The sequence below is a fragment of the Halopiger goleimassiliensis genome (genome assembly GCF_000455345.1).
GTDB classification, from domain to species: Archaea; Halobacteriota; Halobacteria; order Halobacteriales; family Natrialbaceae; genus Halopiger_A; species Halopiger_A goleimassiliensis.
Map to the genome: position 1 here is coordinate 2,724,657 of NZ_HG315690.1, position 19,012 is coordinate 2,743,668.

A 19,012-nucleotide genomic window follows, 5' to 3' on the forward strand; every position below is an offset into this window, starting at 1 on the left:
GCTGGTGCAGGCATCACAAGCTTGCCACCCAGTGGCGCAGTGACGCCCATGTGTGCGACGTTCACCGAGGACGACCTCGAGAAGCGGGTCGAGACCACGACGGGGGACGAGATCGGCACGGTCGCGTCGATCGAGGGCGAGACCGCGGCGGTCGAACCCAGGGCCGGCGTCGTCGATTCGATCCGCGCGGCGCTTGGCTGGCGGTCCACGCAGGACACCGTCTCGGTCCACGAGGACGCCATCGTGGAGATCACGGCGGACGCGATCCGCCTCGAACCGGACGCGCTAGACGACGCAGCAGTCGACGATGCAGGGGTCGAGACGGAGCCGGACGCGAGCGAGTCGACGGTGCCCGGGGATCGTGAACCGGACGCTCCCGACGCGAGCCCCGACGAACTCGAGGCCGAACGGATGGACGCGCCGCGCTCTGGGTCCCCCACCGGCGTCGACGAGGCGACCAGGGACGACGAGGGCGTCGGTATCGCCGCCGACGAGATGGATCGGGGGATCGCCACGGACGACGACCAACGGGGCCTCGAAACCGACGAACCGTCGACGGGCATCGCGACCGACGAACCCGAGCGGGAGCCGGACGAATCGGCCACCGCCGACGAGTCGCCACCGGGGATGGACGATCGCTCGAACGCCGCGGAACGAGAGCCCTCGAGCGACCTCGAAACCGGCGAGCGTGAATCGGCGGACGACATCGGAGACGAGGCCGACGACCACGAGGCCGCCATGCGGGCCGACGAGCCGGCACACGAAGCGAACGCGGCCGAGCGGGATCCGGCCCTCGAAGAGAACGATACCGAGGGGACGGCGATCGATATTCGGAGTCCGGGCGGCGGTGCCGCGAGCGACGCCGACACCGCCACGACGGGGGAGACGGAGACCTCCGATCCCAAGCGATCGCCCGAGGACGTCGACGTCTCGGAGTCGGTCGACGAGCCGATGGACGTCGAGTCGTCCGACGAAGCCGGGGACGACGAGCTGACGACCGAGGACGACGCAACCGGTGCGTCGGAATCGGACGACGGCTCCCCCGATCCGGGCGAGGCGCTCGAGCCGGGAATCGACGACGAGAGCCTCGCCGAGGCCGCCGAGGCGGACGACGCTCGAGCGAGTGCGTCGACCGAGGACCCGGCGGACGAACTGGATCGAGGGATCGACGTCGAGTCGGCCGTCGAGGACCCGGCTCCGGACGCCTCGGGCGGGGTCGAGGGGACCGAGACGGAAACGATGGATCTGGCCGAGGAACTCCAGCGCGAGAGCGAACTCGAGGACGTCACCGAGTCGGACGCGGAATCGACGTCGGACGCGAGCGAAGACACGCCGGACGTGGCCGAAGAATCGGCGGACGCGACCGAAGCCCTCCCGGACGAGTCGGCGGTCGCACTCGGCACGGACGCGGCCTCGAGCGCCGCGGATCAGCGCCCGGAGACGGCGCTCGAGTCCGACGAGATGGCCGAACCGGAAACCCGGGAGCCGCCGGTGGGACCGGACGCGATGGCCGGGAGACAAACCGACGAGGAAGGGACTACGACCGACGAGCCAGGGACCGAGACCGAGGACAGCCTCGCGCGTCGAACGCCGGCGGAACGGGCGAAGTCGACGGACGCGCGGGGGTCGATGGACGAGATGCGGGGGGCGAGCGACCGCGACCGCCCCACGACGCCCGTGGCGGCCGCGGTCGCCACGCAACGGGCCGCCCTCGAGAACGCCCGGGCGACGATGGAACTCGGGCTGACTGCCCAGGGGGCGGCCGCACGGTCGCTGCTCGAGGGCTCGATGCTCGCCCAGCGGAGCGCGCTCGAGATGATGGACGCCGGCACGCGGGGAACGTTCGAAGCAATGACCCCGACGACCGGCCGCGAGCGGACGGACTCGAGTGAGCGAAACCGGATCGACGACTCGGGATCGACCGCGGGCGGGGGATCGCTCCCCGACGACCTCGAGGACGAACTCGAGAGCCATCGCGAGGAACTCAGGACGCTCCGGACGCAGTACGAGGACGGCGACGGCCCGGATCTCGAACGGCTCACCGCGGTGCTCGAGCGACAGACGACACTGCTCGAGCAGTGTCGGGAGCACCTCGAAAACCGGTAGGACGGGGTGAAAGGGCAGATTCCTGGGGTGCTACCCTCAGTCGAAGCGCGCCTCGAGCAGCCGTTCGACGTACTTCGCGAGGACGTCGACCTCGAGGTGGACCGGATCGCCCGGCGCTTTCTCCGAGAGCGTCGTCAGTTCGTACGTCGTCGGGATGATCGCGACGGTGACGGTCCTCGCGTCGGTATCGAGGTCGGCGACGGTAAGACTGATCCCGTCGAGCGTGATCGATCCCTTCTCGACGACGTAGCGGTCGTAGCCTTCGGGGAGGTCGAACTCGAAGAACCAGTCCTCGTCGACGGACTCGACGTTCCGTACCGTCGCCACGGCGTCGACGTGGCCCTGGACGACGTGGCCGTCGAACCGGCCCTCGGCGGGCATCGCCCGCTCGAGATTGACCGCGTCGCCGGGCTCGAGGTCGCCGAGGTAGGTCCGTTCGACGGTCTCGCTCGCGAGGAAGACTTCGAACCAGTCGCCGTCCTCGAATCGTTCGACCGTGAGACAGGCCCCGCTGACGCTGACGCTCTGGCCGTGCTCGAGTCCGGTCGCGACCTCGTCGGCCCCGATCCGGAGCCGGAGGCCGTCGTCGGTCCGCTCGCGGGCGACGATCTCGCCGGTCTCCTCCACGATCCCCGTGAACATACGCGAGGGTGGGCGGCGGCGAGGGAAAGCCGTTCCGACTCGGGAGCCACCTAGTCGCCGGGCGGAGTCGCCGGAACCCGGTCGACGGACTGCGTCTCCGTAACGGCCGAAAGCCGGTTGACGAGCGCACTACTGACGAGTTGCTGGACGACGTGGAAGACGGTGATGCTCGCGATGATCGCCCCGCCGCCGAACACCGTCCCGACCATCACGGAGACGCTCAGGTTCTTCATCGAACTCGAGAACAGGACGGTGACGCAGTCGTCGCTGCGGGTGCCGCGGGCGTACAGCGCGTACGCGATCCCCGCGCTGAGCCCCAGCGCCGCCACGGCGATGACGCCGACGAACGCGAGTTGCACCCCGTCGACGGCGAGGCTCGAGCCGCCGACGCCGACGTAGATGAGCGCGCCGAGGGCGAGCAGGGAGAACCGATCCTGCTGGCGGTCGGTGACGACGCCGTCCGGGACGAGAGCGGCGAGCAGTCCACCGCCAGCGACGACGACGGCGAGGTCGACGACCAGATCCGCGACGGCGACGTCGACCGCGGACCCCGCCAGCCGGGTGAGCAGCGTAGGCATCGCCAGCGGAGCCAGCAGCATCGAGACGAGGACGATCACCGTCGCCAGGACCGTGTTCCCGCCGCCCAGCCGCGTCCAGACGATCGAACTGCCGGCGGCCAGCGGCGCGGAGAGAACGATGAGCGCCCCGAGAAGAAGTTCGCCGGAGAGCACCGCCGCGGCGACCGGCGAGAGGGCGACTGGGACGAGCAGGTAGAGACAGACGATCGAGACGACGACCAGCATCGAGACGTCCCGCACGGCGAGGGTGGCGACGCTAAACCCGTAAAACGCCGTAAACAGCAGCCCGCCGACGAAGACGGGAACGAGCGGTTCCAGCGGCGCGGCCAGCGACGGCACCGCGACGCCGGCGACCGTGGCGACGACGACGATCAACAACGACGCCTGCGAGCGAAGACGGGTCCTGAAACGATCCATGTGTCGAGCGATATCGCGAAATTCGAAACGCGACACATAGGTCTTCTCAACCCGCCCTGGTCGAGTCCTGCCGATGATACGTTTCGACACGTCTGGCCGTGATCGCACCGGACGCGAGACAGGACACAGAGGTAGAGGCAGCCGTTAGCAGTGGGACGGAGAATCCGTCGGCGACCGCTTACTCCAGCAGCGCAGCGGGCTCGAGCGATCGGGACGGCGCGGAGAGCCACGCGACGCCGTCGTCCGCGACCGCGAGCAGATCGGCGATTCGGACCCAGCCGCCGTCGTCGACCTGTGCGGCCGCCTCGAGGCGGACGACGCTACCGGGACCGATCTCGGCGCTCGCCTCGCGTGGCGGATCGTGGGACTCGAGGCCGACGCCCGTCACGCTGCCCGCAGCGTCGTCGGGGTCCGGGAAGCCGAACGACCGGATCTCGGCCTCGAGGTCGGCCTCGACGGCAGTCACCGACTGCGCGTCGGCGGAGAGCATCGCCTCGCTCGAGCGGAAGGCGTGCGTGACCGCGACGTGGGCGCGTCGCTCCTGACCGCCCTCGGGGTCGACGACGAGCGTCCGTGCGAGGCCGCCGTAGTAGCCCCCGGGTTCGCGCGGCGCGACGCCGACGACGATCGGGTCGCCGGGGCGAAGCGTTCCGTCGTCGGCTCCCGGCTCGATCCGGGTGTTCCCGGCCGGGAGCGCGCCCGCGGCGACGATCGACTCGTCGATCGCGACTCGAAGCCGTTTCGGCGTCAGTTCGGCGTCGTCGACGACGAGCGAGCCGGTTCCGTCGTCCACGGTCGCCTCCGCCAGCACCGAGGCCGCGGTCCGAACGCCCTCGCCGGCCGCCGCCTGGGCGGTCTCGATCCGTTCTCGCTCGTCCGTCGTCTTCGTCGCTCGCGCCCGTTCCAGGGCGTCGCTCGAGGCCAGCGACCAGCCCGCCCCCTCGAGGTAGAGCGCCGCGTCGTGTGGCAGGCTGGCCGGCGTCAGGACCGGACCCGAGCGGTCGCGGTCGGCGAGGTCGGTCGCCAGCCGATCGGCGGGGCTGGGTACCTCCGCCGACGAACGGACGAGCCACCCCTCGTCGGGAACGTACGCGAGGGCGTATCGGGTGTGAGTGCCGGTTCCGACGCGATTCGATCCGGGTTTGGCGTCGATCGATTCCCGTAGAGCGGCCAGACAGTACTGCAGGTCGGGATCGCTGGCGGACCCGACGAGGACGAACGCCGCGGCGTCACGAGCGACGAGGTCGCTCTCGAGCGTCCTCTCGAGGTGGTCGCGAACCTCCGCGAACACGGCTCAGTGGGCCTCGGCCTCGGCTTCGACGTCCTCTCCCTCGAGGGGCTGCTGGGCCTCTTCGATCAGTTCCTCGAGCGGCGTGTCCGTCGGCTCGTCGTTGAGCAAGACGTCGATCGGCAGCGTCGGTGCGCCGTCGACCAGGTTCTCGAGCATGACGAGGCGCTCGCGGGCGCGGGACATGCCGACGTAGAAGACGCGCCGTTCGTTGTCCGTCAGGACGGGCACGGGCGAGGTGGCCTTGGTGAACTCCTCGACGCCGGGGGCGTCCTCCGGGTCGTCGACGGTGGCGACCATCTGTTCGACGACCTTCTCGGTGAGGTCCGTGCCGACGATGACGTGATCGGCCTCGCGACCCTTCGCGGAGTGGATCGTGCCGACGCGGACCCGATCGGTGTCCATTCCGGTGTACTCGCCGATCGCGAAGTACGAGCGGACGCTCTTCTTCTGGAAGTTGGTCACCTTCCGGACCATGTCGGCCGCCGAGGCCGGGCCGGGCATGAACGGCGCGTAGTCCTCGACGACCTCCGCGGGGATCATGAGTTCCTCGAGGTCGTCGATGCCGGTCTGCTCCTGGCGCTCGTCGATCTCGTCGAAGAGGTCGTCGCGTTCGTTCGTGCCGAACGCCGAGTCCTGGAGCATGTCGGCCAGCCGGCGGGCCTGCAGGCCGGTGACGTCCTCGCCCTCGTCGATGGCCTCGACGGCGCGGACGTAGTCGGTCAGGCGGTCGGTCCACATCCGCTGGTCGGTCAGCGAGGTGAAGGGCACGCCCTCGGTGATGAACTCGTCGATGAACTGGAACATCTGGTAGCGCGCCCGGAACAGCACCATGATCGTGCCGTCGTCCTCGACGAGCGCGCGCCGGACCATCCGGACGACGTCGAGCATCGAGGCGTTCCGTCGGGCCTCGACCGTCCCACCTTCCTTGCGTGGGTTGAGATCCTTGTCCTGCCGTTGTTCGATGTGGCGAATCTCCTTGTTGACCACGTTGAGCACGTTCGAGGGGAGGCGATAGGAGTTCGGCAGGATCACGTCCTCGTCGACGTCCTCCTCGAGCAGCAAGGCGGGGTCGGCACCCTGCCAGGAGTAGACGACCTGGTCGTCGTCGCCGGCGATCAGGACCTGCTCCATGTGGGGTTTCCACTCCTCGTAGACGTCGTACTGCAGCGTCGTGATGTCCTGGAACTCGTCGATCACCAGGTAGTCGACGCTGGGAAGCAGGGAGCGCTGTTTGACGCGCTCGAGCATGTCGGCGAAGCCGATCTTGCCCTGTTCGCCCTTGAAGGAGCGCCAGGCGCGGATCGCCTCGGGGACGTCGATCCGATCGTCGTCGCTGGGCCACGTCGGGGTGTACTTGTTGCCCTCCTGGGCGTTCGGGTCGATCTCGGGCGGCAGTCGGACCTCCTCCTCGTCCCACTGGAAGGGAACGTCGTACCAGTCGGCGACGTCGCGGCGGGTCCGCTGGAGCCACTGGCTCGTGGCGATGATCTTGTTGCCGATGGTCGTCGACCGCGCGGTCCGCCGACCGGCACCGGAGTACTCGTCCTCGAACTCGAGGCCGTACTCCTCGCAGAACTCCTCCTTGTCGGATTCGCCGATGACGTCGCTCCGGGAGAGATCCAGCAGGTCGTACGCCTTCGCGTGCATGGTACAGACGTTGCCCTGCAGCGCCCGGGGGCTCTCGCCGAGGCGGTCGGCCAGTCGCTCGCGAACCTCCTGGGCGGCAGCACGCGTGTACGAGACCACGAGAATGTCGCGAAACGTAACGTCGTCCTGCTCTAAGATCTCTTCGACGTGGTCGAGTAGCGCGGTCGTCTTCCCGCTACCCGGACCACCGAACAACCGGGTCACCGTCGTCTCCGTGGGAGCCATTGTACCTGTTCAGGGGCGCAATACCCATAAGTCACGTGGGTTTCTACCGAGGGGCCACGAGGCGGGTCGAATCAGGGGTTTCGCGGGGACCGGGCGGATCGCACGTCGGCACCGTCGCGGATCTTGTCCTCGCACTCGGGACAGACCCGGGGATCGTCGACGTCACGCGGGGTAAACACTCGCGCGTACGCCTCCGTCACGAACGAACCACAGTTCTGGCATTCCGGCATTGTCCTTCTCAGTGAACTGTTCTAAAACGGAACACTATAATTATGTCGTCTGTCGCGCCCGGAAAATAGTCGTCCCACATTGGCGATACCGAGTGCCGATGCTCACTGCCGGCGCTCGGAGATGCGAACGCGACGAAAAAGGGCGAATTCGAAACCGTTACCGGCGCGGACGGCTACGGCGCTGGTTCCCACCCACAGACGGTACAGGAACTCGCGGACGAGTCGTGGAGTCCCCCACACTCCGGACACTGTTTCTTGTTATACTCCTGTTCCCACCCGACTCGTTCTACCGTGTGACCGCGATCCGAGAGGAATTGGTCGAACACGTCGTCACCGGCACCGTTGGGTGAGGATGCCATATGTGTGTGAATGTACACCACAGTACAAAACCGTTTGGGTGAGCGAAAGCACTGCCTCGTTCTTGGGTGTCATTACCACGCGATGGTCGAGTAGGCCTCGAGCGGGGGGCTAACCACTACATTTACGGCCCCGTTGCGCGAATCGGCCCCCATGTACGCCATTTTGACGGACGACCGCGACCTCGCGCGGGCCGACGTCGGCGAGGTTACGCACTTCTTCGCCGAGTCCGTCGACGGGACGCGTCGCGAGCCCCTGGCCGGGACCGTCAACTCGGTCGCCTGCTGGGGGGATACGGCGGCGATACGGGAGACGCCGGACCGGGCCGCCGTCACAGCCGACGGCCGGCGGGCGACGCCCGAGACGGACGGCCACCACTGGGGGACGGTCTGTCCGACCGATCCCGACTACCGGGCGGGGCTGCTCGAGCGCCTCGAGCGGGTCGGTGCGGCCGGCGACGTTCGGTTGACGACGCTCGGGTTCCCCGGGTCGGCCTTCTGTCGTTGCGAGCGGTGCGAACGGACGTTCGCCGAAAGCGAGTACGACGATCGGAGCGCGTGGCGATCGGCCGTCGTCACCGAGTTCGTCGCCGACGCGAGCGACCGCGTCGCCGGTGACCTCCTGGCGACGCTGTACCCCGATCCCTACCCGGGCCACCTCCGCGAGCGCGCGGGGCTCGCTCCCGCCGCGCTCGCGCCACACGTCTCGGAGTTCGTCGTCCCGCTGTGTAGCCCCGGCTACGAGACGACCTACTGGGTCGAGACCCTGGCCCGGGGCTTCGCCGACGAACTCGCCGATCTCGATGCCGAGCTGACGATCCAGCTATCCGCCGGGAACGTCGACGCCGACCGCCTCGCCGGGTTGACGCGCCGGCTCGAGCCGTACGCCGAGACGATCGTCTACGGAACGCATCCCGGCGACGAGGACGTGGTTCGCGACGCGATCCGCCGCGTCCGCGAGGGCGAGGCGGTTGCGACCCCTGCGTGACGAGGGTCGCGACGGCACCTACAGAAACTCCCGAACCTCCGAGTACCACATGTCGTGGTAGTCGACGTGACCGATCCGGCGAGCGATGGCGACGGCGAGCGCGTGCCAGCACTGCTCGGTCGGGTCCTCGGGATCGAGATTGTACTCGCTGTCCTTGCAGGTACAGCCGCCGTCCTCGACGATGTACTCGTCCCGGTAGCCGACCACGATCGTGAAGTCCTTGTAGGTCTTGACCCGACCCTCGCCGACGGCCTCGATGGCCCGTACCCCGCGGTCGCCGTGAACCTGCGTGATCCGCTCGACGATCGCCGGCGTGAGTTCGCCCTCCTCCTCGAGGGCGGCCTGCCAGCGCTCGACGGGGTTCGGGTCCGACACGCCCAACCCTCTATCGCGAACCGTTAAAATCAGTTCGGGTGTCGGATTCGGCAGGTGTACGCGATTCAGCAACCGGGATGTGTAGACGATACCTCATATATGCGTATTGATCGGGATGGTCGTAGTGGATTGGTGTGGAACGAAGCGTCCTGCTATCGTGGACACGGGGAGTGGCCACGCCGCTCACGGCTCACTTCGTTCGCCGTTCGCCTTCTCGAGGAGTTCGCTTCGCTCACTCCTCGCCCTCCCCAGCCGACTCGCTCGCACGATATCGTCGGCCAGCCTCGCAGTCGCTCACGGGTCGCACTGCTCCCCGTTCGCGTTTCGAGGTGGTCCCGGAGGTCGCACTTCGCTTCGCTCGGCAGGTCGACAGCGCGCGCCACCGCAGAGAGATTGCTACGTACGAACCGGTAACTGAACGGCCTGGACTGATCGTTGGAGATGCTCCCCCCTCGAGCGGGAGACCGCACCGTTTTTCGCCGGCTACCCGCGAGTAGGGCGTATGCGCGTCACCGAGGGCACGGTCGAACTCGAGGTCCCCGGCGAGCAGACCGAGGGGGTCGAGGAGTCGGTCTTCTACAACCCGCGACAGGAACTGAACCGGGATCTGACGATCGCGACGCTGCGGGCATTTAGCGAGCGCGAGGAGCGCGCCGAGACCTACCTCGACGCGATGACCGCGAGCGGCGTCCGCGGCATCCGGGCCGCGGCGAACGGCTGGGACGTCACCTGTTGCGACCTCGAGAGCGAGGCCGTCTCTCTCGCCCGCGAGAACCTCGATCGGAACGACCTCGAGGCCCGCGTCGAACACCGAAACGTCAACGCGCTCATGCACGACGAGGCGTTCGACGTGATCGACCTCGATCCCTACGGCTCGCCGATGCCGTTCGCCGACGCCGCGTTCGCCCGGTGTCGCGACCTCGTCTGCGTGACGGCGACCGACACCGCGCCGCTGTGTGGAGCCCACTTCGACAGCGGTATCCGCTCGTACTCGGCGACGCCTCGTAACACCGACTACCACCCCGAGATGGGCGTCCGCATCCTGCTGTCGGCGCTGGCCCGCAGCGCGGCCCGCTTCGACGTCGGGGTCACGCCCCTGTTCACCCACGCGACCAGCCACTACGTCCGCACGTATCTCGAACTCGATCGAAAAGCCAGCGCGGCCGACGCCGCGGTCGACGAACTCGGCCACCTCTATCACTGCGAGGACTGTCTCTACCGGGAGAGCGACCCCGGTCTCGTGGCCGACCCACTGGAGCGGTGTCCGAACTGCGATGGGACCCGCCTGCTCACCGCGGGACCGGTCTGGCTCGGTCCCTACCGCGACCCCGAGTTCGTCGCCGCGGTCCGCGAGGAGATTCCGGACGCGTTCGGCACCGCCGACGAGGCCCGGGACCTCTGTGACGCGTTGTGCGCGGAACTCGACGAGCCCACCCACTACGACCAGCACAAACTCTGCAAGAACTGGGGGCTGCCCGCGAACGCGATGGACGAGTTCCTCGCGGACCTCCGGGAGGCGGGCCACGCGGCCTCGAGCGCCCACTACGGCGGGACGACGTTCAAGACCGACGCCAACGTGGGTGAGATCCGCGCAGCGACTGAAGCCACGCTCGAGTGACGGCGAGAGACGCGGTAGCCGGCCGAATCCGCGGCGACTCGCGGAACCCCGATCACTCGTCGTCGGCGTAGAGCCGAACGAGTCCGCACTCGGGACAGCAGACGCCCCGTAGCTTCGCGCTGTTCGTGATTCCGAGCGTTCCCAGCAGTCCCTCACGACTGCCGGTCGTGATCCGCAGTCCCATCCCCTCACTGTCGTGAACGGGTACCGATTTCATCGTGACGCCACAGTCGGGGCAGCGTCGCTGATCCATACCGACCGGTGGACGTGACAGCGAAAGAACGTACCGATTGCGGCGTCGATCGGTCGAACCCGGCGACCGCACCACCATGCCACAGCATGGCATATGCCACTGGCCCTCGTAGGGCGACGCGTGATCGACTACCGCCGCGGCGTCGCGTTCACGATGCGAGTGCTCGAGCTCGCACGGACCGAACAGCTCACGCTGCTGGCGGCCGGCGTCGCCTTCTACGGGTTCATCTCGCTCGTCCCGCTGTTGTTGCTCGGGCTGGGGATCGCCGCCTCGATCGGGGGCGAATCGCTCGCAGCCTGGCTCGTGGTAGCCGCCAGCGAAGTGCTGACGCCGGCCGCACAGGAACTGCTCGCCGATACCGTCCTCGATCCGGCCGGCCGACAGGGCGCGACCGTCGTCGGGGCTATCGGGCTACTGTGGGGCTCGAGTCGCGTCCTCCAGGCGCTGGATCGCGCGTTCTCGCTGATCTACGGGACCGCGGGCTCGAAGTCCCTGCTCGACGCCGCCTGGGACGCGACGATCGTCTTCCTGGTGATCTCGCTCGGACTCGCCATCGTGGGCAGCCTCGAGGTGGCGATCCGGTTTCTCCCCCTGATCGCGCTCGGACCGTTCGGACCGGCCTTCGTCGTCTTCGGGCTGACGGTCACGTTCCTCCCGCTGTACGTCGTCTTCCCCGACGCCGACGTCGGCGTTCGCGAGGCGCTTCCCGGCACGATCCTGGCTGCCGTCGGCTGGTTCGTGTTGAGTCGCGCGTTCTCCATCTACACCGCCCTCGCCACCGAAAACGCGGTCTACGGCGCACTCGGAGCGGTCTTTCTCGTCCTCGTCTGGCTCTACGTCGGCGCGGTCGTCCTCCTCGTGGGAGCGGTCTGTAACGCCGTCCTCGCCGGCACTGAACTGGATCGGCAGCTACAAAGTCCCGGCGCTCGACAGATCCGACCAGAAGCGATGACTGACGACGTCACGGGTGCCGACGACGGAGACGCGGACGACGGCACGGAGACGGACGCGGGCGGCGAGGCGCGCACGAGTGCGCGGACGCGGGACCGGGCCGACGACCCCGAGGCCCTGCGCGAGGAGATCGAACGCCTCCGTGACCGCGTCGACTCCTTCGAAGACTCCGTCGAGCGACGCACCGTCCGGAAAGAGTCCCTCGAGAGCGAACTCAAACGCTACGTTCGTCGCCGGATCCGTCGCGGTCACGCCCGCGGCTGGGGCCCGTACCTCGTCTTGCTGTACGGCACGGCGATGACCATCGCGGCGTTTTACTTCCTCAGCGGCGGGTGGGCGATTCTCGCGATGTTCACGATCTGGACCTCGACGCTCGGGGTGTACACGCTGATGGTGCTGTTCGGTGCCGGGATGACGTTGCTCGGTCTCCCCGGCCGGATCAGCGACTGGATCGGCGAACGACGCTCCTGAACGCCCAACCCGTCACGTCGTCGCATCGCAGTATCCCCCGCGTCGATCGGTCGTTTTTCGCCGCGGCGCTCGTCCGTCACACTGCTAGATCGCAGGAACGCTGTCGAACGTCCGAGACGAAACCGAACGGAGAGTCGAAGCGATCGGGAGCGGTCGAACAGCCAGCGCTCAGTAGGTCTCGAGGTAGCGGTCGAGTTCCCACTGAGAAACGTCGACGAGGTACTCTTCGAACTCCTGGCGCTTGGCCTCGACGAACTTGGGTGCGACGTGTTCACCCAGCGCATCGTAGACGACCTCGTCCTCCTCGAGGGCGTCGACGGCCTCGCCGAGGTTCGACGGCAGCGTGTCGATGCCGTACTCCTCGCGCTTCTGTTCGTCGAACTCGTAGATGTTCTCCCGGACCGGTTCGGGACAGTCGAGGCCGCTCTCGATGCCGTCGAGACCCGCGTGAATCATGACCGCGAGCGCGAGGTAGGGGTTACACGAGGGGTCCGGCGAGCGCAACTCGATGCGCGAGGCCGCGGGAACGCGGGCCGCGGGCTTGCGGATCAGCGCCGAGCGGTTGCGGTCGGACCAGGCGACGTAGACCGGTGCTTCGTAGCCCGGCACCAGCCGCTTGTAGCTGTTGACGGTGGGGTTGGCGACCGCCGTGATCGCCGGCGCGTGCTCGAGCACCCCTGCGAGGAACTGTTTGGCAGTCTCGCTCAGGTTGAACTCGTCCTCGTCGTCGTGGAAAGCGTTCTCGCCGTCCTCAGTGAACAGGGAGATGTGGGTGTGCATGCCCGACCCGTTGATCCGCGGGATCGGTTTCGGCATGAACGTCGCGTGGAGATCGTGCTGTGCGGCGATGGCACGGACGACCGTCCGGAACGTCGCGACGTTGTCCGCCGTCGAGAGCGCGTCGTCGTAGGTGAAGTTGATCTCGTGCTGACCTTCGGCGACCTCGTGGTGGGAGGCTTCGACGTCGAAGCCCATGTCCTCGAGGCCGTAGATGATGTCCCGGCGCACGTCCGAGGCGAGGTCCTTCGGCGCGACGTCGAAGTAGCCGCCGGCGTCGTTTGTCTTGGTCGTCGCCGACCCCTCCTCGTCCTCCTCGAAGAGGAAGAACTCGGGTTCCGGCGCGGCGTTGATCGTGTAGCCCAGTTCCTCGGCGCGCTCGAGGGCGTTCTTGAGGACCCGACGCGGATCGCCCTCGAACGGCTCGCCCGTCGAGGTGTCGTAGACGTCACAGATCAGTCGACCCGCCGCGTTGCCGTCCTTCTGCCGCCAGGGCAGGATGGCGAACGTCTCCGGATCGGGGACCAGACGCATGTCCGACTCCTGGATCCGGACGAAGCCCTCGATCGAAGAACCGTCGAAGTAGATCCCCTCGGTGAACGCCTTCTCGGCCTGTCGTGCCGGAATCGAGACGTTTTTTACTGTCCCGAGAATATCAGTAAATTGAAGGCGTAGAAAATCAACATTATTTTCGTTTATCTCGGCAATTACCTCCTCTTCAGACGCTGTGAGCTGTTCGGTTGTCATCTTTCTCGTCGTCGTTACCAAGCATCCGCCCTGCTAAAACAGTGCTGTTCCGAGCAAATCTTCTCCTCCGGACCGAAATTGTATATTCGTAAATTTCTAAAGGCTCCACTGAGAGGTTTCAGGTGATGACGTACGAAAATCTCGATGCAAAACTAGTGAATGCGCTTCTGGGTGACGGCCGTGCTAGCCTGCGGAGTCTCGCGGAAGAACTCGACGTCTCCGTTACGACCGTCTCGAACCACCTCTCGGATCTCGAGGACGAGGGCGTGATCGATGGCTACACGCCGCGTATCGACTACGACGCCGTCGGCTACGACGTGACCGCGGTCATCCAGTTACAGGTCGAGGGCAACGCCTTGCCCGACATCACGGAGACGCTGCGCGAGCACCGTCAGATGATCTCGGTCTACGAGGTCACCGGCGACTACGACGTGATCGCCATCGGCAAGTTCAAAGACACGGACGGGATGAACGACCAGATCAAGGCCCTGCTGACCGATCCGGACATCAAGGCCTCGAACACCAGCGTCGTACTGAACGCCGTCTCCGAGAACGAGCAGTTCGAGCTCGAGGTCGGCGACGACGCCTAATCGACCGCCCGTACGCTCCGTGCTGTGACCATCCGACGGGACGCAGCGACGACCCGTCGAATCGGGGATCCGGTTCGATCCGTGGGTGGGGCCTCGATCGATTCTCTTCGTCCTCACTGACCGCCGTCGGCGAGCGCGTCGAGCGCCTCGTCGACGGTGCCGGCCTGTGCGTTCCACAGCGTCGCGTACCGGCCGCCGTCGTCGAGTAACTCCTCGTGAGTCCCCCGTTCGACGACCCGTCCGTCCTCGAGGACGAGGATCTCGTCCGCGTTTTTGATCGTCGAGAGCCGGTGTGCGATCGCGAGCGTCGTCCGTCCCTCCGTCAGGCGATCGATCGACTCCTGGATCAGCGCCTCGGTCTTCGTGTCGACGGCGCTGGTCGCCTCGTCGAGCAGGAGGACGTCCGGATCCGCGAGGACGGCCCGCGCGATGGCGATCCGCTGGCGCTGTCCGCCGGAGAGTTTCACGCCGCGTTCGCCGACGCGGGTCTCGTAACCGTCGGGTAGCTCCGTGACGAACTCGTGGGCCTGGGCCGCTTTGGCGGCTTCGCGGACGGCCTCGTCGGAGGCGTCGAACTGCCCGTAGCGGACGTTGTCCGCGATCGTTCCGTCGAAGAGGAACGTGTCCTGACTGACGTAGCCGACCGACGAACGCAGCTCCGACAGCGAAACGTCACGGACGTCGTGTCCGTCGATCCGTACCGACCCTTCCTGTACGTCGTAGAGGCGCAACAGCAGTTTCACGAGCGTCGACTTCCCCGCGCCCGTCGGGCCGACGAGCGCGACCGTCTCCCCGGGTTCGGCCTCGAAGGAAACGTCCTCGATCACGGTCTCGTCGAACGCCGTCTCCGTCTCGTGGGCGGTCGCTCGCACCTCGCTGTCGGCGTAGCTGAACGTGACGTTCTCGTAGGCGACGTGCCCCTCGACGGGCTCGAGATCCGCGGGATCGTCGGGGTCGTCGACGTGGACCGGGATGTCCATCAGCCCGAAGATGCGCTCGCTCGAGGCCTTCGCGTTCTCGTACTGGTCGACGATGTTCGAGACCTCGGCGAGCGGGTCGACGATCCGCTGGGTCAACATCAGGAAGACGACGAAATCGCCCACCGACAGCGTCCCCGTCAGCGGCCCCGGCGCGGTGTCGGTCGTCAGCCACAACCCGCCTACGAGGAACGTCGCGGCGAACGCGATTCCGGCGAGCAACTCCATTCCGGGTCGGTAGAGGTAGCTCAGTTTCAACACGTCCATCGTCCGCCGAAACAGGTTCAGCGACGACTCCCGGACGCGGTCGAGTTCGTGGTCCTCGCTCGAAGTGGCCTTCGTCAGTCCCATGCCGGCGATGGCGTTCTCGAGGCGCGTGTTGAGCCGCGCCACCGCCGACCGCTGGCGGACGTACCGGGGTTCGGCGACGCGCATGAACCAGAGCGTAAACAGGACCATCGCCGGGACGGCGACCAGCGTCACGACCGCGAGTTGCCAGTTGAGGTAGCAGAGGACGGCCGCGATGCCCCCGACCATCACGACGAGTCGGGCGGAGTTCATGACCGCGTTGTCGAGGAATCGCTCTAAGTTCTGGGTGTCGTTGTTGAGGACGGCCATGACCTCGCCGGTCTGTTTCTCGTCGAAAAAGCTCATGTCGAGCCGTTGCATCTTCCGGAAGCTGTCGACGCGAACGGTGTGCATCACGTCGTGGGCGAAGAGGTTGGCAGCGACGCCGTAGATCCAGGTAAAGACCGCGACCAGCACGAAGGCGACGGCGATCGCGACGATCGTAAACCAGAACTGGTCCAGTTGCTCGGTCGGGAGCCAGGCGTCGGGAACCAGCGGGAGTTCGAACGCCGCCGAGTCGGGTTCGGTAAACAGCGCGTCGATGGCGACCCCGAGCAACAGCGGCGGGACGAGACTCGCCATCCGCGCGACGAAATTTGCGACCATCCCCACCGAAAACCAGCCCAGCCGCCCCGGCGCGTACTCGCGGAACAGCCGCCAGAGCGGCCGGTCGACGTCCTCACGATAGGCGTCAAACGGCGTTTCGTCGTCGGTCGTACTCACTGGCGGCGAGTTTCGGTTCGAAATATAAACGGTCTCCGATGGCGGCAGTTCGTGAGGATTCTCGTGGCGACGCGCGGTTCCGGCACCGGCCTACCGGACGTACAGCACCATGATGCCGACCGCGAGCAGCAACAGCCCCCACCACAGCGAGTCGCCGGGGAGCACCTTCAACACGAGCGTGACGACGCCCGAGGAGATCAGGGACCAGCCGAACGTGGTTCGATATGCCATGGGCGGCCTACCACGGCGGCGCAAAAAGGTTGTTGCCTTGCCACCTCGGCCGTCGTGAACGGCCCCTCTCGACCGGTTCCGACGGGCTCGAGTCGACGGCTGACGGGATCTCGAGTCCGAGGACGTACCGTAGTGGCGGAGCCGATTAGTGCAGAAATACGACGAAAACGCCGCTCGAGCGTCGGCGAGCGAGCGGTTCGAAGAACCCGAACGGTGCGCGGTTCGGAGCCGAAGGGCGAGAACCGCGGGATGGCGAACGGCAAACGAAGTGAGCCGTGAGCAACGCCGTTCACCGAGCGCGGCACGGTGTGGCGCGCTCGGGCCGACGAGCGACCAAGGCGCGGCGCTTCGCGCCGCGGGATAGCGAACGGCGCTAGCCGTGAGCCCGGGAGCGAGGAGTGCTTTTATACTAAATTTTGCCGAGGGCCGCCAAAGGCGGCCCGCAGAGGAAAATTTAGTTTCTCGCTCGCGGGTCGCGTCCGCTCCCCGCTCGCTTTCCGAGGTTCTCACTCGCTTCGCTCGCTCACGGCTTCGCCGTTCGCTGTCCGTGGTTCTCGCCCCTGCGGGGCTCCGAACCACGCGCTCGTTCCGAACCTCGCCTACATCATGCCGCCCATGCCGCCGCCCATGCCGCCCATGCCGCCGGCACCGCCGGGGGCACCGCCTTCTTCGTCGTCGCCCTTGTCGGTCGACAGGTCGCCGGCGGAGATGATGTCGTCGATCTTGAGCACGAGGTTGGCGGCTTCGGCAGCCGAGGAGACGGCCTGCTCCTTGGCGTGGGCGGGTTCGACGACGCCGGCGTCGAAGGTGTCCTCGACGTCGCCGGTGAAGACGTTCAGGCCGGCGCGGACGTCGCCGTCGTCGTGGGCCGCACGCAGGTCGACGAGCGTGTCGATGGAGTCGAGGCCGGCGTTCTCGGCGAGCACGCGCGGCACGAGCTCGAGCGAGTCGGCGAAGGCCTCGACGGCCAGCTGTTCGCGGCCGGAGACGGAGTCGGCGTAGTCGCGCAGGCGCGAGGCGAGTTCGACCTCGATAGCGCCGCCGCCCGCGAGGACGCGGCCGTCGGAGACGGTCTGGGCGACGACGTCGAGCGCGTCGTTGATGCCGCGCTCGAGCTCGTCGACGACGTGGTCCGTCGAGCCACGCAGCAGGAGGGTGACGCCGTGGGCGTCCTCGCCCTCGACGTAGAACAGCTCGTCGTCCTCGTCGCGGGTGACGTCACCGTAGCCGAGATCGTCCTCGGTCGCGCTCTCTAAGTCGGAGACGAGCGAGGCGTCGACGACCTCCTTCAGGAACTCGAGGTCGGACTTCTTGGCGCGGCGGACGGCGAGGATGCCCTCCTTGGCGAGGTAGTGCTGGGCGAGGTCGTCGATGCCCTTCTGACAGAAGACGACGTCGGCCCCGAGGTCGGCGATGTGGTCGACCTTCTCGCGGAGCTGCTGTTCCTCGCGGTCGAGGAACTTCTGGAGCTGGTCGGGGTCGGTGACGGAGACCTCGGTGTCGACGTCGGTCTCCTCGACCTCGATGGGGTCGTTCAGCAGCAGGATGTCCGCGTCGGTGGCCTCCGAGGGCATGTCGTCGTGGAGCGGGTCCTTGTCGAGGATGCCGCCCTCGAGGAGGTCGGACTCGCCAGCGCCACGGCCGGTCTGGGTCTCGATGTTGAGGAACTCGAGGTCGACGACGTTCTCGCCCTCCTCGTCCTCGACGGTGACCGCGCGGATCGCGTCGACGATCAGCTGGGAGAGGTGCTCCTTGTTGACCTCGGCACCCTTGCCGGTCATCGAGGTCTCGGCGACGGAGCGCAGCAGGTCCTCGTCCTCGGTGTCGACGTCCTCGGCGATGTCGTCGATCTCCTCGCGAGCCTGCTCGGCGGCGAGGTGGAAGCCCTTGATGATCGCCGTCGGGTGGATGTCCTGCTCGAGGAGGTCCTCGGCGTTCTTGAGGAGTTCGCCGGTGACCGCGACGGCCGTCGTGGTGCCGTCACCCGCCTCGTCCTCCTGGGTTTCGGCGACCTCGACGATCATCTCGGCCGTCGGGTTGTCGATGTCCATCTCCTGGAGGATGGTGACGCCGTCGTTGGTGACGGTTACCGACCCCATCGAGTCGACGAGCATCTTGTCCATCCCTTTCGGGCCCAGCGTCGAGCGAACGGCTTCAGCGACCGCGCGGGCGGCGCTGATGTTGTGATCCTGCGCGTCCTTGTCCTTGACGCGCTGGGCGTCCTCGCTCATGACGATCATCGGCTGTCCCTGCTGCATTCGCTGGCTCATAGTCGGTTGACTCGTTGTTTGTCCTTCTATATAAATATTTCTATCGTGGCGGGCTTTGGACGCGATACGGCCGACGGTCGAGGAATCGATAATCGACTGAATGAGGGCATTTCTACGTTCCGATCGGGGAAGTCGACGGGTCGAATCGTACGACAGGAATTCACTAGGAAAGCGGTACTATAAGTGTCAGCGTCGGAACCG

General features: G+C 66.9%; 17 protein-coding genes. 5 read left to right on the forward strand and 12 right to left on the reverse strand.

Translation table 11 applies throughout. From position 1 onward, the window contains the following. Nucleotides 1-48 precede the first annotated feature (48 nt). A complete protein-coding gene (locus TX79_RS13370; protein WP_049927936.1) occupies nucleotides 49-2,106 on the forward strand; it encodes a hypothetical protein in 2,058 nt (685 codons plus the stop codon). A gap of 36 nt (nucleotides 2,107-2,142) precedes the next feature. Here the strand turns inward: TX79_RS13370 and TX79_RS13375 are convergent, their stop codons facing one another. The 6 genes from TX79_RS13375 to TX79_RS13395 form a co-directional block, all read right to left on the reverse strand. After that, nucleotides 2,143-2,748 (reverse strand): riboflavin synthase, encoded by a 606-nt coding sequence (locus tag TX79_RS13375; RefSeq protein WP_049927937.1) that lies wholly within the window; start codon nucleotides 2,746-2,748, stop codon nucleotides 2,143-2,145. Nucleotides 2,749-2,798: 50 nt separating this feature from the next. Continuing rightward, complete coding sequence (locus TX79_RS13380) at nucleotides 2,799-3,743, reverse strand: bile acid:sodium symporter (RefSeq protein WP_049927938.1); 945 nt, start codon at nucleotides 3,741-3,743, stop codon at nucleotides 2,799-2,801. 178 nt (nucleotides 3,744-3,921) lie between these two features. Continuing rightward, entirely contained in the window at nucleotides 3,922-5,034 is a 1,113-nt protein-coding gene (locus TX79_RS13385) for a M24 family metallopeptidase (protein WP_049927939.1), read from the reverse strand. A gap of 3 nt (nucleotides 5,035-5,037) precedes the next feature. Beyond that, nucleotides 5,038-6,906 (reverse strand): UvrD-helicase domain-containing protein, encoded by a 1,869-nt coding sequence (locus tag TX79_RS13390; protein ID WP_049927940.1) that lies wholly within the window; start codon nucleotides 6,904-6,906, stop codon nucleotides 5,038-5,040. A gap of 71 nt (nucleotides 6,907-6,977) precedes the next feature. After that, nucleotides 6,978-7,136 carry a DUF7563 family protein gene (locus TX79_RS20145; protein WP_449271622.1) on the reverse strand — a complete coding sequence of 53 codons (159 nt, stop codon included), beginning with the start codon at nucleotides 7,134-7,136 and terminating at the stop codon, nucleotides 6,978-6,980. A gap of 173 nt (nucleotides 7,137-7,309) precedes the next feature. Continuing rightward, nucleotides 7,310-7,495 carry an HVO_0416 family zinc finger protein gene (locus tag TX79_RS13395; RefSeq protein WP_049927941.1) on the reverse strand — a complete coding sequence of 62 codons (186 nt, stop codon included), beginning with the start codon at nucleotides 7,493-7,495 and terminating at the stop codon, nucleotides 7,310-7,312. A 151-nt stretch (nucleotides 7,496-7,646) separates the two neighbouring features. On the opposite strand from TX79_RS13395, the gene TX79_RS13400 reads away from it, so the two are divergent. After that, on the forward strand, nucleotides 7,647-8,480 hold the full coding sequence (locus TX79_RS13400; RefSeq protein WP_049927942.1) for a hypothetical protein: 834 nt from the start codon (nucleotides 7,647-7,649) through the stop codon (nucleotides 8,478-8,480). Nucleotides 8,481-8,498: 18 nt separating this feature from the next. Here the strand turns inward: TX79_RS13400 and TX79_RS13405 are convergent, their stop codons facing one another. Next, nucleotides 8,499-8,855, reverse strand: a complete 357-nt coding sequence (locus tag TX79_RS13405) for a hypothetical protein (protein ID WP_049927943.1) — start codon at nucleotides 8,853-8,855, stop codon at nucleotides 8,499-8,501. Nucleotides 8,856-9,357: 502 nt separating this feature from the next. Here TX79_RS13405 and TX79_RS13410 point away from each other — a divergent pair. Continuing rightward, nucleotides 9,358-10,473, forward strand: coding sequence for a tRNA (guanine(26)-N(2))-dimethyltransferase (locus TX79_RS13410; protein WP_049927944.1), 1,116 nt, complete (start codon nucleotides 9,358-9,360; stop codon nucleotides 10,471-10,473). A 52-nt stretch (nucleotides 10,474-10,525) separates the two neighbouring features. On the opposite strand, the gene TX79_RS13415 is transcribed toward TX79_RS13410, so the two are convergent. Next, nucleotides 10,526-10,726 carry a hypothetical protein gene (locus tag TX79_RS13415; RefSeq protein WP_049927945.1) on the reverse strand — a complete coding sequence of 67 codons (201 nt, stop codon included), beginning with the start codon at nucleotides 10,724-10,726 and terminating at the stop codon, nucleotides 10,526-10,528. 120 nt (nucleotides 10,727-10,846) lie between these two features. Here TX79_RS13415 and TX79_RS13420 point away from each other — a divergent pair, with 120 nt between their 5' ends. Beyond that, a complete protein-coding gene (locus TX79_RS13420; RefSeq protein WP_049927946.1) occupies nucleotides 10,847-12,148 on the forward strand; it encodes a YihY/virulence factor BrkB family protein in 1,302 nt (433 codons plus the stop codon). A gap of 168 nt (nucleotides 12,149-12,316) precedes the next feature. Here the strand turns inward: TX79_RS13420 and glnA are convergent, their stop codons facing one another. After that, a complete protein-coding gene (gene glnA / locus TX79_RS13425) occupies nucleotides 12,317-13,672 on the reverse strand; it encodes a type I glutamate--ammonia ligase (protein WP_049927947.1) in 1,356 nt (451 codons plus the stop codon). Between the two features lie 125 nt (nucleotides 13,673-13,797). On the opposite strand from glnA, the gene lrp reads away from it, so the two are divergent. Continuing rightward, entirely contained in the window at nucleotides 13,798-14,262 is a 465-nt protein-coding gene (lrp, locus tag TX79_RS13430; RefSeq protein WP_049927948.1) for an HTH-type transcriptional regulator Lrp, read from the forward strand. 113 nt (nucleotides 14,263-14,375) lie between these two features. Here lrp and TX79_RS13435 read toward each other — a convergent pair whose 3' ends face one another. The 3 genes from TX79_RS13435 to thsB form a co-directional block, all read right to left on the reverse strand. Further along, the gene (locus TX79_RS13435) at nucleotides 14,376-16,310 is read right to left on the reverse strand and encodes an ABC transporter ATP-binding protein (protein WP_049927949.1); all 1,935 of its coding nucleotides are present in this window, start codon (nucleotides 16,308-16,310) and stop codon (nucleotides 14,376-14,378) included. A gap of 90 nt (nucleotides 16,311-16,400) precedes the next feature. Beyond that, a complete protein-coding gene (locus tag TX79_RS19710; RefSeq protein ID WP_195892502.1) occupies nucleotides 16,401-16,541 on the reverse strand; it encodes a hypothetical protein in 141 nt (46 codons plus the stop codon). Between the two features lie 599 nt (nucleotides 16,542-17,140). Continuing rightward, nucleotides 17,141-18,811, reverse strand: coding sequence for a thermosome subunit beta (gene thsB, locus TX79_RS13440; RefSeq protein WP_081655567.1), 1,671 nt, complete (start codon nucleotides 18,809-18,811; stop codon nucleotides 17,141-17,143). Nucleotides 18,812-19,012 lie beyond the last annotated feature (201 nt).

Bases quoted from the DNA above. Each gene is read 5' to 3' on its own strand.
- TX79_RS13375 (WP_049927937.1), bottom strand. From the start codon at position 2,748: ATGTTCACGGGGATCGTGGAGGAGACCGGCGAGATCGTCGCCCGCGAG.
- glnA (WP_049927947.1), bottom strand. From the start codon at position 13,672: ATGACAACCGAACAGCTCACAGCGTCTGAAGAGGAGGTAATTGCCGAG.
- TX79_RS20145 (WP_449271622.1), bottom strand. From the start codon at position 7,136: ATGCCGGAATGCCAGAACTGTGGTTCGTTCGTGACGGAGGCGTACGCG.
- TX79_RS13370 (WP_049927936.1), top strand. From the start codon at position 49: ATGTGTGCGACGTTCACCGAGGACGACCTCGAGAAGCGGGTCGAGACC.
- TX79_RS13380 (WP_049927938.1), bottom strand. From the start codon at position 3,743: ATGGATCGTTTCAGGACCCGTCTTCGCTCGCAGGCGTCGTTGTTGATC.
- thsB (WP_081655567.1), bottom strand. From the start codon at position 18,811: ATGAGCCAGCGAATGCAGCAGGGACAGCCGATGATCGTCATGAGCGAG.
- TX79_RS13415 (WP_049927945.1), bottom strand. From the start codon at position 10,726: ATGGATCAGCGACGCTGCCCCGACTGTGGCGTCACGATGAAATCGGTA.
- TX79_RS13400 (WP_049927942.1), top strand. From the start codon at position 7,647: ATGTACGCCATTTTGACGGACGACCGCGACCTCGCGCGGGCCGACGTC.
- TX79_RS13410 (WP_049927944.1), top strand. From the start codon at position 9,358: ATGCGCGTCACCGAGGGCACGGTCGAACTCGAGGTCCCCGGCGAGCAG.
- TX79_RS19710 (WP_195892502.1), bottom strand. From the start codon at position 16,541: ATGGCATATCGAACCACGTTCGGCTGGTCCCTGATCTCCTCGGGCGTC.
- TX79_RS13390 (WP_049927940.1), bottom strand. From the start codon at position 6,906: ATGGCTCCCACGGAGACGACGGTGACCCGGTTGTTCGGTGGTCCGGGT.
- lrp (WP_049927948.1), top strand. From the start codon at position 13,798: ATGACGTACGAAAATCTCGATGCAAAACTAGTGAATGCGCTTCTGGGT.
- TX79_RS13395 (WP_049927941.1), bottom strand. From the start codon at position 7,495: ATGGCATCCTCACCCAACGGTGCCGGTGACGACGTGTTCGACCAATTC.